Here is a 13,430-nt window from a genome sequence, read left to right as displayed (position 1 = left end):
CAAAAGGATCATCGATGACCAACTCACGTCGAGCCACGAAAGAATGGGTCGCCTCAGGCAAAGAGTTTTCTTTGCATGACGTGCCCGGAGACACCAAGCACGAGCAATTGCGCAACAGCCTGATCAAGGAGATCGGCAGACTGTGCCTGACACCGGGCGATGCTCTGCCAAGCGAAAGCGGGCTTTGCTCGATGTACGATGTTTCCCGGGCAGTTGTTCGACAGGCTCTCGAAGAGCTCGAGAGTATGGGGATCATCTATAGGGTCCACGGAAAAGGCTCGTTCGTCGCTGAAAGGGAGTCGGCCGAAAAGAGTCCGTACACTCTGCGTGGGCTTTATGCAGATGCTACCGGTTCTGAAGCGGTGATCACTTCCGATGTCCTCTCACAAAAGTATGTCAAAGCTGATTCCAATGTTGCTTTCCAATTGAATTGTGCACCGGGCGACATCGTTTTCTATCTCGAACGCGTCCGCCGAGTAGACGGAGAGCCGTGGTCTTGGATTCACTCGTATCTTCCGAAGGAGTTCGGGGAGTATTTCGCCGGCCGCGACATGCGAACGGAATCGATGCACAAGGTCCTGAATGAGAACGGCGTAATGGTCCTAGGCGCCCGTCGATCGATAGAGGTAGCACCCGCTACAGAGGAGCAACAACGATTACTGGAACTGGGAGGTTTTCCCGTGGTGATGGTTCTGATGTCGGTTAACTTCGATCCAGCCGGAAATCCGATCGAGTATTTCACTGCGTATCACCGCGGCAACAGAAGCCGCTTCGAGTTCACCCTCTGAGAGAATCGGAAACGCCTCTTCGAGCCTCGGGTGATCAATCCGCTCACGGATCATCGTTTTCTGTTCGGACACAGGTGACGGATACTCGATCCCATACGACAAAGCCGGTTCAAGAATCCTCGTTCACAACACCGTCAGGACGAGCAGATCGTCCTCGCTCACCAAGAATCGCGGAAAACGATGCACCCATAGACCGCCCGCTCTAACGCACCCCGAGGAACAAACATCTGAACCTCTGCTCGTTGATGCCAGCCTCGGCAGTATGTGGCGTTACGAAAACATGCTGCACGTCGGCGATGCGCGATACCTCGAACTCGCCAACACCGCCATGTCAAAAGCAGGGGGAGGATGCACCACCCTTGTCACGAAACACCAAGCTCCGCATTAAACAAAATGCTCGACGACAGCAAAACTACGGGCCAGTACTGGTGGTGGAGCCAACGGGACTCGAACCCGTAACCCCCTGCTTGCAAAGCAGGTGCGCTACCAATTGCGCCATGGCCCCCAGGGGTTTTCAGACCTCGACGGAGTCCGTCACCGACGTCCACAACTCGGCGTTGTCGGACAGGTCCTCGACGATCTGACGGACGATCAGGCCGATCCCGATGGCGGATCCAACGGCCACGACGGCGGCGATCCACTTCTTCATGGTCTGTCCCTCCGCTCTCCGGCTGATACGGATGGTGGGCCTAGGTGGGCTCGAACCACCGACCTCAGTCTTATCAGGACTGCGCTCTAACCTACTGAGCTATAGGCCCAACTGCTCCCCGAGGGGCACCGGATGATTGTATACGCGCGACCCCGGACGGGGCAAAACAGCCCCCGGTGACGCCCGACACGACGCCGGCTACTCGTCCATCAAGGAGATCTTCACCCCGCCGACCAGCGAGGTGATGACGTTGTACAACAGCGACCCCAGCGTCAGCATCGCCGTCATGAGGACGACGTTGGCGACCGCCGCGATCGTCGCGTACGACAGGACCTTCGGCAGGCGCGCGTAATCGAGGAAGGACGCGTACCTCTCCGCGCCGATCTGGACGAGGAAGTCCTCGATCGTCGAGAAGACGTGCATCCCGTCGACCATGAACCACAGGATCGCCGTCCCGATGACCATCGCGACCCCCAGGGCCACCGACAGCAGGAAGCTGACCTTCATCACGCTCCACGCGTCGAGTCGGGCGACCGCCAGGTCGACCCGGCGCGGGGCGTCGTCGTAGTGGGGATCGCCCATCGGAGAGCTCATTGATCGTCACCGTCCTCGGACTCGATTGCTGTAGACGCTACCGCCTCATCGGGCGCCCCGTCACCCTCCCCGCCGACGGCGTCCGATCCTTCGGACGCGACGGCGGACTCGCCCGCGTCCCCCGCGTCCCCGGCGTCCTCGTCGTCGTCGCGCTCGGGGTTGCGGGTGATCGCGATGATCCGGTCGTCCTCGTCGGGCCGGGCGAAGATCACGCCCATCGTGTTGCGCGAGGTCGGGCGCACGTCCGAGGCGTTGACCCGGACGAGCTTGCCGGACTGGGTGAGGACCATGACGTCCTCGTCGGGCGCGACGACGAGGGCGCCGACCAGCCCCCCGCGCTCGTCGACGAGCTTGCCGACGCGCACGCCCATCGTGCCGCGCGACTTCGTCGGGTACTCGTCGACCGGCGTGCGCTTGGCGTACCCGGACTCGGTGACGATCAGCAGGTCGGCGCCCTCGTGCGGCACCTCCATGCTCAGCAGCTCGTCGTCGCCGCGGAACTTCATGCCGCGCACGCCCGCCGTCGACCGGCCCATCGGGCGCAGCTGCTCGTCGGTGGCGGTGAAGCGCACGGCCTGGCCGTCGCGGGACACGAGGATCAGGTCGTCGTCGGAGTCGATGACCTGGGCGGACACGAGCTCGTCGGGGCGCCCCGCCTCGTCCTCGCGCAGGTTGATCGCGATGATGCCGCCGGTGCGCGTCGAGTTGTACAGGCTCAGCGGGCTCTTCTTGACCAGGCCCGACTTCGTGGCGAGCACGAGGTGCTCGGCGTCGTCGTAGGTGCGGATCGCCAGGACCTGGGCGATGCGCTCGTCGGGCTGGAACGCCAGGAGGTTGGCGACGTGCTGGCCCTTGGCGTCGCGCCCGCCCTCGGGGATCTCGTAGGCCTTGGCCCGGTAGACGCGCCCGAGGTTGGTGAAGAACAGCAGCCAGTGGTGGGTGGTCGTGACGAAGAAGTGGTCGACGACGTCCCCGCCGCGCAACTGGGTGCCGCGCACGCCCTTGCCGCCGCGTTTTTGCGACCGGTAGTTGTCGGTGCGGGTCCGCTTGGCGAAGCCGTCGCGCGTGATCGTCACGACGACGTCCTCCTCGGGGATGAGGTCCTCCATGCTCATCTCCCCGTCGAAGGGGACGATCGTCGTGCGCCGCTCGTCGCCGTACTTGTCGACGATCTCGCCGAGCTCGGCGGAGACGATCTCGCGCTGGCGCCGGGGCTGGTCGAGGACGTCGCGCAGGTCGGTGACGCGGGCGAGCAGCTCGGCGTGCTCGTCGAGGATCTTCTGGCGTTCGAGGGCGGCCAGGCGCCGCAGCTGGAGGGCGAGGATCGCGTCGGCCTGGACCTCGTCGACTCCCAGGAGCTCGATGAGCCCGCGGCGGGCCTCGTCGACGGTGGGCGAGCGGCGGATCAGGGCGATGACCTCGTCGAGCATGTCGAGGGCCTTGAGGTAGCCCTCGAGGATGTGGAGGCGCTCCTGGGCCTTGCGCAGGCGGAAGCGGGTGCGCCGGACGATGACCTCGATCTGGTGGTTGACCCAGTGGCGGATGAATCCGTCGATCGACAGGGTCCGGGGCACGCCGTCGACGAGGGCGAGCATGTTCGCCGAGAAGTTCTCCTGGAGGCTGGTCCTCTTGTACAGGTTGTTGAGGACGACCTTGGCGGTGGCGTCGCGCTTGAGGACGATGACGAGGCGCTGGCCGGTGCGCCCGGAGGTCTCGTCGCGGATGTCGGCGATCCCCTGGATCTGTCCGTCGCGCACGAGCTGGGCGATCTTGTCGGCGAGGTTGTCGGGGTTGACCTGGTAGGGCAGTTCGGTGACGACGAGGCACTGGCGCCCCTGGATCTCCTCGACGGAGACGACGGCGCGCTGGGTGATCGACCCGCGCCCGGTCCGGTAGGCGTCCTCGATGCCCTTGCGCCCGAGGATCGTCGCGCCCGTGGGGAAGTCGGGGCCGGGGATCAGGGCGAGCAGCGCGTCGAGGAGCTCCTCGCGGGTGGCGTCGGGGTGGTCGAGGTACCACCGGGCGCCGCGGGCGACCTCGCGCAGGTTGTGCGGGGGGATGCGGGTGGCCATGCCGACGGCGATGCCCTCGGACCCGTTGACGAGAAGGTTGGGGAAGCGGGCGGGCAGGATCGTCGGCTCCTGGTTGCGCCCGTCGTAGTTGTCCTGGAAGTCGACGGACTCCTCGTCGATGTCGCGGACCATCTCCATGGCCAGGGGCGCCATCTTGCACTCGGTGTACCGGGGGGCGGCGGGCCCGAGGTTGCCGGGGGTGCCGAAGTTGCCCTGCCCGGCCACCAGCGGGTAGCGCAGGGACCACCATTGGACGAGGCGGGCGAGGGCGTCGTAGATCGCGGCGTCGCCGTGGGGGTGGTAGTTGCCCATGACCTCGCCGACGACGCGCGACGACTTGGAGAAGGACGAGGTCGGCCGGTAGCCGCCGTCGTACATGGCGTACAGGACGCGCCGGTGGACGGGCTTGAGGCCGTCGCGCACGTCGGGCAGGGCGCGCCCGACGATGACGCTCATCGCGTAGTCGAGGTAGGAGCGCTGCATCTCCTTCTGGAGGTCGACCTGTCGGATGCGGTCGTAGTCGACCGCCTCGTCGGTGCCGGTGTTCAGCTCGTCGCTCACGTGTGTCCTTCGGGTCGTTTCGGGTGGCGGGGCTAGCGCCGGGCGCCGCCCCCGCCGATGTCAGATGTCGAGGAAGCGCACGTCGGCGGCGTTGCGCTGAATGAAGGTGCGGCGCCTCTCGACGTCGTCGCCCATGAGGATCGTGAAGGTCTCGTCGGCGTCGGCGGCCTCGTCGAGGGTGACCTGCTTGAGGATGCGCCGGCTCGGGTCCATCGTCGTCTCCCACAGCTCGTGGTCGTTCATCTCGCCCAGGCCCTTGTAGCGCTGGATGCCGCCCTCCTTGGGCAGGCGGTGGTTCGCGGCGGCGCCGGCGGCGAGCAGGTCGTCGCGCTCCTTGTCGGAGTAGGCGAACTGGTGGTCGGCGTTCGTCCACTTGATCCGGTACAGCGGCGGCATGGCGATGTAGGTGTGACCGTGCTCGATGAGGGGGCGCATGTAGCGGAAGAGGAGGGTCAGGAGCAGGGTGGCGATGTGCTGGCCGTCGACGTCGGCGTCGGCCATGATGACGATCTTGCCGTAGCGCAGCTTGGCGAGGTCGAAGTCCTCGCCGATGCCGGTGCCGAAGGCGGTGATGAGGGAGCGGATCGTGTCCGACGACAGGGCCCGGTCGAGGCGGGCCTTCTCGACGTTGAGGATCTTGCCGCGGATCGGCATGATCGCCTGGTGCTCGGGGTCGCGCCCGCCGACGGCGCTGCCGCCGGCGGAGTCGCCCTCGACGATGAAGATCTCGCATTCGGAGGCGGTGCGGCTCGAGCAGTCGCGCAGCTTGCCGGGCATGGACGCGGATTCGAGGACCCCCTTGCGGCGGGTGGCCTCGCGGGCCTTGCGGGCGGCGACGCGGGCCATCTGGGCCTGCTGGCCCTTCGCGATGATCGCCTTGGCGTCGGCCGGATGCGCGTCGAACCAGTCGGTCAGGCGCGAGTACACCTGCTGGGCGACGAAGGTCCGCGCCTCGGTGTTGCCGAGCTTGGTCTTCGTCTGCCCCTCGAACTGGGGCTCGGTCAGCTTGATGGAGATGACGGCGGTCAGGCCCTCGCGCACGTCGTCGCCGGTGAGGTTGTCGTCCTTGTCCTTGATGATCCCCTTGTCGCGCCCGTAGCGGTTGACGATCGAGGTCAGGGCCGTGCGGAAGCCCTCCTCGTGCATGCCGCCCTCGGTGGTGTTGATCGTGTTGGCGAAGGTGTGGACGGACGCGGAGTAGGCGCTCGTCCACTGCATGGCGATCTCCACGCTCATCGTGCCCTCGTCGTTCTCGGACTCGAAGGAGATGATCTCGTCGTTGATCGTCTCGATCTTCTTGGCCGAGTCGAGGTACTCGACGTAGTCCCTGAGACCATTGGCGTACAAGTACGAGACGGTGCGGAACCCGGGGACCGGGTCGTCGGCGGTGCCCATCTCGTCGCCGGTGATCTCGTCGCCGTCGTCGATGGCGGTGGGGCGCTCGTCGGTCAGGGTGATCCGCAGGCCCTTGTTGAGGAAGGCCATCTGCTGGAAGCGGGTCCGCAGGGTCTCGAAGTCGAAGTCGACGGTGTCGAAGATCGCCGGATCGGGGTAGAAGGTCTGGGTCGTGCCGGTCTCCTCGGTCTCCTCCCCGCGCACGAGGGCGGTGACCGGGGTGCCGCCGTTGGCGAAGGACATCCGCCACGCGTGGCCCTGGCGGCGCACGACGGTGTCGACGCGGGTCGACAGGGCGTTGACGACGGAGATGCCGACGCCGTGCAGGCCGCCGGACACGGCGTAGCCGCCGCCGCCGAACTTGCCGCCTGCGTGGAGGATCGTCATGACGACCTCGACGGTGGGCTTGTGCTCGGTGGGGTGCTCGTCGACGGGGATGCCGCGGCCGTTGTCGACGACCCTCAGACCGCCGTCGGCGAGGATCGTCACCTCGATGTGGTCGGCGTAGCCGGCGAGGGCCTCGTCGACGGAGTTGTCGACGACCTCGTAGACCAGGTGGTGCAGACCGCGCTCGCCCGTCGACCCGATGTACATGCCCGGCCGCTTGCGCACGGCCTCGAGCCCCTCGAGGACGGTGATGTCGGACGCGCCGTATCCCTGCGCGCCGTCGGCGGTTGTCTCGTTGTCAGCCACGTGGCTCCCCTCGCATCAGTCGGGAGGTGAAAACCCGACAATTGACCTCGGATATTCTACCAAAAACGGCCCCCTCACCCGAGGCTCCCGATATCGCCGCGGATCACCCATACGCTGCGCGACCTGCGTCGACGACGATGTGACGAGTCGCACCCCCGCCTTTCGGCCGGCACCCCGTCCGACCCCGCAATCTCACCCGTAGGTGTCGCGCGGACCCCTGCCGCGCACCGACAGCGGCCCCTTCTTCCACGACGGGGCGATCGGGCCGAGGATCACCACCTGCTCGACGACGCCGGTCCCGACCTCCTCGGCGATCCTCCGCTCGATCATCGGCAGGAGGAGGCGCAGCTGGTTGGCCCACGCCGTCGACGAGCAGCGCACGATCAGCCGATGCTCCTCGAAGGTCTCGACCGCCGCGTGCTCGGCGACCGTCTCGCCGACGATCACCGGCCACTTCGCCATGATCGACCCCATGCGGGTCGCCGTCCCCCACTGGTTGACGCGGATGATCCGGTCGATCGACGACCCGAGGGGGCGCATCGACCGGTACTGGCGGCGCATCGGGGCCATCCCCGGGATCCTCGACCACCGGGCTCCCGGCACCGCCAGGAGGGCGCGAAGGGCCGTCAGATCCCCCTCGGGATCGACGTCGTCGTCCCCCCCGGGACGATCCGACGCCCCCGGGGCCGCGGACGGCGCGGAGGCCCGATCCTCCCCCGCCCCGGGACCCTCCTCCCCGGAGCCCGCGTCGTCGAGGGAGTCGGCCGACGTCGCGTCGATCGGCGACGACTCGCTCGACCCGTCCGCCCCCCGGGGCCTCCTCGGCTCGTCCCCCAGGCCCCACGCCGGCAGGCTCGTGCGCATGAACCCCTGCGCCCGGGCCACCGCCTGGGCGCGTTCGAGGGCGCGCGCCAGGTACTCCTCGGCGACCCTCTCCTCCGGCGGGACGCCCATCGCCCCGCTAGTCATCGCCGGCCACCGTCCCGCGATCGCGATCCCATCGGATGGGGACGACGTGGGCCGACAGGGACTCGGGGACGTCCTCGGCGACCGCGGCGGTGACGATCACCTGGTCGGCGGCCGACGCCAGCTCGGCCAGGCCCCGGCGCCGACGCGAGTCGAGCTCGGCGAACACGTCGTCGAGGATGAGGATCGGCGTCTCCTCGTCCCGGGTGAGGATGTCGAAAGCGCCGAGCCTGAGGGCCAGCGCCACCGACCACGACTCCCCGTGACTCGCGTACCCCTTGACGGGCATGCGCCCCAGGCGCAGGTCGAGGTCGTCGCGGTGGGCGCCGACGAGATTGACCCCCCGCTCGACCTCCCGGTCGCGCACGAGGGCGAGGGCCGCGAGCATCCGCTGCGCCTGGGCGCCCGCGTCCTCCAGGTCGGCGGTGCCCGGCAGGTCGGGGTCGACGCCGATGACCCGATCGACGCCGGCCTCGAAGGACATCTCCAGGCCCCGCTCCGTCTGGGCGACGCGATCGTGCGCCAGGGCCGCGGGCTCGGACAGGAGGCGGACCGCCTCGGCCCGGGCGGCCGTCACCCGCGCCGACAGGTCGGCGAAGCGCTCGTCCCACACGTCGAGGGTCGACAGCTCCGGCTCGAGGCCGCGGCGCACCCGCGCCTGCGCCTGCTTCATCAGGGCGGCCCGCTGACGGGCGACCCTCTCGAAGTCGGCGCGCACGGCGGCCGACAGGGGGTGGAGCTGGACGGCCAGGTCGTCGAGGAACGAGCGGCGGGCCCCCGGCTCGCCGCGGATGAGGTGGAGGTCCTCGGGCGCGAAGACGACGGTGCGCACGAGGCCGAGGATGTCGCGGGGCCTGACCTGCGTGCGGTTGATGCGCGCTCGATTCGCCTTGCCGCGGACGATCTCCAATTCGAGGACCTGCTCGCGCCCGGAGTGCGAGACCAGGCGGACGCGGACGACGGCGCCGCCGGGCGGCTCCTCCTCCTCGTCGACGGGGATTCGCACGAGGGCGCCCTCGGCGAAGACCCGATGGCTGGAGAAGGTCGACAGGTAGGCGATGGCCTCGACGAGGTTCGTCTTGCCCTGCCCGTTGGGGCCCAGGAGAACCGTCGGCCCGGGGGGCAGTTCGACGACTCCGCGCCGCCAGGAGCGGAAGTCGTCGAGCGCGACGTGCGAGACTCGCACGACTCAGACGCCGAAGCGGATCGGCATCAGGAGGTAGCGGAACTCGGTGACCTCGCCCTCGTCGGCCTTCGTCTGGCCGGTCATGACGGCGGGCTTCGTCGGATGGGTGAAGCCGAAGCGGACGAAATCCGTGTCCATGACCTGCAGGCCCTCGAGGAGGAACTGGGGGTTGAAGGCGGTGGCGATGTCCTCGCCGATGAGTGTCGCCTCCAGGGCCTCGGAGGCCTGGGCGTTGTCGCCCTGCCCGGCCTCGAGGATCAGCTGGCCCTCGGTGAACGCCAGGCGCACGGAGGTCTTGCGCTCGGCGACGAGGGAGACGCGCTTGACGGCCTCGAGGAGCGCCTGCCGGTCGCAGATCGCGTGGATCGGCGTGGACTCGGGGAAGAGCCGGCGCACCGCCGGGTAGTCGCCGTTCATCAGGGTGGAGGTGGTCCGCCTGCCCTGGGAGGCGAATCCGATGAGCGAGGAGGCGCTGGGCTGGGTCTCGTCGGACATGCCGAGGTCGACCTTGGCGCCCGAGGTCATCGACTTGGCGACCTCCTGGAGGATCCGCGCCTTGACGAGGGCGACCTGGGAGAAGGAGGTGTCGACGGGCTGCCAGTCGAGTTCGCGCATGGCCAGGCGGTAGCGGTCGGTGGCCAGCAGCGTCATGTGCTCGCCCTCGATCTCGATGCGCACGCCGGTCAGCAGCGGCAGGGTGTCGTCGCGCGAGGCTGCGATGGAGACCTGGGCGATCGCCTGGGAGAGGGTCTGGGAGTCGACGGCGCCGGCGGCCTCGGGCTGGGCGGGCAGCAGCGGGTATTCGTCGAGGGGCATGACGGGCAGGGCGAAGCGCGAGGATCCGCAGACGATGGAGACCTTCTGCCCGTCGAGCTCGACGGACACGGGCTTGTTCGGCAGGGACTTGGAGATGTCGGCGAGGAGGCGGCCGGAGACGAGGACATCGCCGGCCTCGACGACCTCGGCGGGGATGCGGGAGTTGGCGGAGACCTCGTAGTCGAAGGACGACAGGGTGAGTTCCTCGTCGGCCGCGTGGATGCGCACGCCGCCGAGGATGGGGCTGGCGGGTCGGGGCGGCAGGGCCCTGGCGGTCCAGGACACGGCCTCGGCGAGGACGTCGCGGGCGACGGTGAACTTCATGCCAGCCTCCGGTTCATGACAGACGAGTACCGCCCCACTCTACCCACTCCCGGTGACGCGTGGGCACCCCCGGGCAGACGCCGTCGACTCCGCGCCCGCGGGTCGCGTCGGGTCGGCACACGGGTGATGTGCGATCGGGGATCATTCATCCGAATGACAAGAACTCATCATCACCATCAGGGGTGTGGATTCTGTGGAAACCTGTCATTCGCCGCGCCGTCGCGGGCTTCTCGCCGGTGGAGGGGATGGGGACCGATCCGGGGATGGGAGCCTTCCCCTGTGAGGACTTCTGGAGGCGGAGTCCGGCCCGTTCACAGATCGGATCGCGGCGTGCACAGATCCGGGGCGGTTATGCCGAGGGGATCCACAGGGGGTGTGGACACTCGTCGAGGACGCCGTAGCGAACAGGCCCGACCGGCTCCGCGGACCCGGTGGGCGGTCGGGGCCACGCGCCCGTTCGCTACGGGGTCGGGGCCGTGTGGCTTGGGAGGGCGAGCGGCCCGAGCGGCGGCGTGCGGTGATCCGGGCCGGGGTAGCGGATCGGGCGCCCGGCGCGGTTCGACTCAGGACTCGCGGGCCTTCTGCTTGATCCGGTTCGTCAGCTCCGTCACCTGGTTGAAGGTCTCGCGCTTCTCCTTCATCAGCGAGACGATCTTCTTGTTGGCGTACATGACGGTCGTGTGGTCGCGGTCGAACGCCGACCCGATCTTCGGCAGCGACAAGTCGGTGAGCTCGCGGCACAGGTACATCGCGACCTGTCGGGCCTCGACGACGTCGTGGGAGCGGTCGGTCGAGCACAGCTGGTCGATGGTCACTCCGAAGTAGTGCGCGCACTGGCCCATGATGAGCGGGACGGTGATCTCGTTATCGCTGGGATCGGAGACGAAGTCTTTGAGCATCATCTCGGCCAGCGGCAGGTCGATCCGCTCCTTCGACAGGTTGGCGAAGGCGATGACCCGCAAGAGGGCGCCCTCGAGCTCGCGGATGTTCGAGGAGATCCGCGAGGCGATGTATTCGAGGACGTCGGGGCCGATCTCCAGGGAGTCCCCGGCGGCCTTCTTCTGGAGGATCGCGATGCGGGTCTCCAGGTCCGGGGGCTGGACGTCGACGAGGAGTCCGGAGGCGAATCGCGAGCGCATCCGATCCTCGAACCCGCTGAGCTTGTTGGGGGCGACGTCGGAGGTGAGGACGATCTGCTTGTCGGCCTCGTAGAGGGCGTTGAAGGTGTGGAAGAAGCCCTCGACGGTCTGCTCCTTGTCGCCGATGAACTGGATGTCGTCGATGAGCAGGACGTCGAGTTCGCGGTAGCGCCGGTGGAAGGCCTCGACCTGGGAGTTGTCGGTCTTGTTCAGGCGGATCGCGTTGATGAACTCGTTGGTGAACTCCTCCGACGAGACGTAGCGGACTTTCAGGTGCGGGTACAGGGACAGGGCGTAGTGGCCGATCGCGTGGAGGAGGTGGGTCTTGCCCAGTCCGGAGTCCCCGTAGATGAACAGCGGGTTGAAGGCGGTTCCGGGGGTCTCGGAGACGGCGAAGGCGGCGGCGTGGGCGAAGCGGTTCGACGGGCCGATGACGAAGGTGTCGAAGGTGTACTTCGCGTTGAGATGGGTCGGGGGGGTCCCGGTCGACGAGGCCGGGGCGGGGGGCGTCGGCGCGGGGGCCTCGGGGGACGGTGCCGGGGCCTGCGGCTCCTGCTCGCCTTCGCTGGTCGGCTCGTCGTCCGACGCGGGGGCGAGGGCCGGGTCGACGGTGATGGCGATGCGGATCGTCCGGCCCATGGTCAGGCTGAGCGAGGTCGTGATCTGGTCGGCGGCGTGCGATTCGATCCACGACTTGGTGAAGGCGTCGGGGACGGCCAGCAGGATCGTCCCCTCGATGTCGCCCAGGGGGCGGGCGACGCGCAGGTAGTTCGTCGTGGCGGGGCCGAGCTTCTCGGTGTCGAGGGAGTCGAGGGCGCGCGTCCAGGCGCGTTCGAGGGAGTCGTTCTCCACCGGGGCCTCCAGGATGTCAATGGGATTCGTGACGTCGATCACCGGATCGTGTCGTCGGTGCGTCTTCTCGTGCGTCAGGAGTCTACTCATACACAAGCTCATTCACAGGTTGGGGATGGAGTTGTGGACAACCTGCGAGGAATGACACTGATGTAGTTACAAACGCGGGTCCCGAGGACTCCGCGGAAAGCGCATCAGGCGCACGCCTGTGGACAAATGTGCGCATTCGACGAATGTGGATGAGTCGGTCCACAGGCTCATCCACAGTTGTGGATTGAGGATCCTCGCCACATCGTGTCCGCAGACGTTGACTGGCCCGCGGAGGTCTCCTAATCTGGTTCTTCGTCTGTGCCCACTGGTGTGGGCGCTCCGGGCCCTGCGCGGATCTCCTGCGGTGGGCCTCATCGAACCGATCACGAGCGGGGACCCTCCCCGTTCCCGCCGAGGAGACTGCAGTGACCACCAAGCGGACCTTCCAGCCCAACAACCGTCGTCGCGCCAAGACGCACGGCTTCCGCCTGCGCATGAGCACGCGCGCCGGTCGCGCCATCCTGGCGAGCCGCCGTCGCAAGGGCCGCGCCAAGCTCTCCGCCTGAGACCGGCGAGGTGCTGGCCCGCGAGCACCGCATGGTCGACCCGGCCGACTTCCGACGGGCGATCCGCGAGGGATCGCGCGCCGGGGACCCGATGGTCGTCGTGCACTGTCGAACCGACGAGGAACGCGACACGCGCCTCGTCGGTTTCGTCGTCCCCAAGCGCGAGATCAAACGGGCCGTCGGGCGCAACCGGGTCAAGAGGCAATTCCGCCACCTCATGCGCCAGCGCATCGACACGATCCCCGAGGGCGGGCGCGTCGTCATCCGCGTCGGCGCACGGGCCCTGGGAGCGAGCTCGGAGGAGCTCGCCGCCCACCTCGATCGGACGATGAGGCGCGCGTGGAAGAAATGGGAGGCCCGATGAGCCCCCTATCGGCCCTCATCCGGGGTCTCGCCGTCGCTCCGATCCGCCTCTACCAGAAGCTCATCTCCCCGATGATCGGCCCCCGCTGCCGCTACGCCCCGACCTGCTCGACCTACGCGATCGAGGCCATCGGCGCGCACGGCGTCGTCAAGGGGATGCTCCTGGCCTCATGGAGGCTCCTGCGGTGCAACCCCTGGAGCCTGGGAGGGGTCGACCGCGTCCCCGAGCGCGGGCGCTGGACCCCCGATCCGTGGATCCCGCCCGACGACTGGGCCGGCAACGCCACCGACATCGTCCGTCCCGTCCCCATGGGACTGGCCTCCGTCCTCCCCGCCACCGACGAGGGCGGCCCCGCCCTCGTCCCCCCGAATGAGCCGGCCTCGGCCGCAACCCCCGCGGGCGCACCCGGCGCCCGCCATCGCTGAAGGAGCGCGC

Annotated in this window: 12 protein-coding genes and 2 tRNA genes; 4 read left to right on the top strand and 10 right to left on the bottom strand. The window is 68.1% G+C overall.

The features are described 5' to 3' along the window. Positions 1-14: 14 nt before the first annotated feature. Positions 15-788, top strand: a complete 774-nt coding sequence (locus M3T53_RS02310) for a GntR family transcriptional regulator (RefSeq protein WP_272432822.1) — start codon at positions 15-17, stop codon at positions 786-788. Between the two features lie 429 nt (positions 789-1,217). Here M3T53_RS02310 and M3T53_RS02305 read toward each other — a convergent pair. The 10 genes from M3T53_RS02305 to dnaA all read right to left on the bottom strand — a co-directional run bounded on the left by M3T53_RS02305 (position 1,218) and on the right by dnaA (position 12,035). Further along, positions 1,218-1,293 (bottom strand) — tRNA-Ala (locus tag M3T53_RS02305). A gap of 9 nt (positions 1,294-1,302) precedes the next feature. Next, entirely contained in the window at positions 1,303-1,437 is a 135-nt protein-coding gene (locus tag M3T53_RS02300) for a DLW-39 family protein (RefSeq protein WP_272432821.1), read from the bottom strand. 32 nt (positions 1,438-1,469) lie between these two features. Continuing rightward, positions 1,470-1,546 (bottom strand) — tRNA-Ile (locus tag M3T53_RS02295). Between the two features lie 89 nt (positions 1,547-1,635). Further along, on the bottom strand, positions 1,636-2,031 hold the full coding sequence (locus tag M3T53_RS02290; RefSeq protein ID WP_272432820.1) for a DUF3566 domain-containing protein: 396 nt from the start codon (positions 2,029-2,031) through the stop codon (positions 1,636-1,638). Then, a complete protein-coding gene (gyrA, locus tag M3T53_RS02285; protein ID WP_272432819.1) occupies positions 2,028-4,664 on the bottom strand; it encodes a DNA gyrase subunit A in 2,637 nt (878 codons plus the stop codon). The genes M3T53_RS02290 and gyrA overlap by 4 nt, the downstream gene beginning before the upstream one ends. Before the next feature lie 60 nt (positions 4,665-4,724). After that, on the bottom strand, positions 4,725-6,752 hold the full coding sequence (gyrB, locus tag M3T53_RS02280; RefSeq protein ID WP_272432818.1) for a DNA topoisomerase (ATP-hydrolyzing) subunit B: 2,028 nt from the start codon (positions 6,750-6,752) through the stop codon (positions 4,725-4,727). A 192-nt stretch (positions 6,753-6,944) separates the two neighbouring features. Continuing rightward, positions 6,945-7,721, bottom strand: a complete 777-nt coding sequence (locus tag M3T53_RS02275; protein WP_272432817.1) for a DUF721 domain-containing protein — start codon at positions 7,719-7,721, stop codon at positions 6,945-6,947. Then, complete coding sequence (gene recF / locus M3T53_RS02270; RefSeq protein WP_272432816.1) at positions 7,714-8,904, bottom strand: DNA replication/repair protein RecF; 1,191 nt, start codon at positions 8,902-8,904, stop codon at positions 7,714-7,716. Before recF ends, M3T53_RS02275 begins: the two co-directional genes overlap by 8 nt. Before the next feature lie 3 nt (positions 8,905-8,907). Then, positions 8,908-10,044: a DNA polymerase III subunit beta gene (gene dnaN, locus M3T53_RS02265; protein ID WP_272432815.1), complete on the bottom strand. Its 1,137-nt coding sequence runs from the start codon at positions 10,042-10,044 to the stop codon at positions 8,908-8,910. Positions 10,045-10,607: 563 nt separating this feature from the next. After that, positions 10,608-12,035 (bottom strand): chromosomal replication initiator protein DnaA, encoded by a 1,428-nt coding sequence (gene dnaA, locus M3T53_RS02260; protein ID WP_272432877.1) that lies wholly within the window; start codon positions 12,033-12,035, stop codon positions 10,608-10,610. A 455-nt stretch (positions 12,036-12,490) separates the two neighbouring features. On the opposite strand from dnaA, the gene rpmH reads away from it, so the two are divergent. From rpmH to yidD, 3 genes are read left to right on the top strand one after another with little or no spacing between them, the layout of a single operon-like run. Next, positions 12,491-12,631 (top strand): 50S ribosomal protein L34, encoded by a 141-nt coding sequence (gene rpmH, locus M3T53_RS02255; RefSeq protein WP_101628105.1) that lies wholly within the window; start codon positions 12,491-12,493, stop codon positions 12,629-12,631. Positions 12,632-12,641: 10 nt separating this feature from the next. Then, positions 12,642-12,995 carry a ribonuclease P protein component gene (gene rnpA, locus M3T53_RS02250; RefSeq protein ID WP_272432813.1) on the top strand — a complete coding sequence of 118 codons (354 nt, stop codon included), beginning with the start codon at positions 12,642-12,644 and terminating at the stop codon, positions 12,993-12,995. Continuing rightward, entirely contained in the window at positions 12,992-13,420 is a 429-nt protein-coding gene (gene yidD, locus M3T53_RS02245; protein ID WP_272432812.1) for a membrane protein insertion efficiency factor YidD, read from the top strand. Before rnpA ends, yidD begins: the two co-directional genes overlap by 4 nt. Positions 13,421-13,430 lie beyond the last annotated feature (10 nt).

Origin of the sequence: Actinomyces sp. B33, from assembly GCF_028437565.1 — a bacterium.
GTDB lineage: Bacteria > Actinomycetota > Actinomycetes > Actinomycetales > Actinomycetaceae > Pauljensenia.
This window is presented reverse-complemented; position numbering and strand designations above follow the sequence as displayed.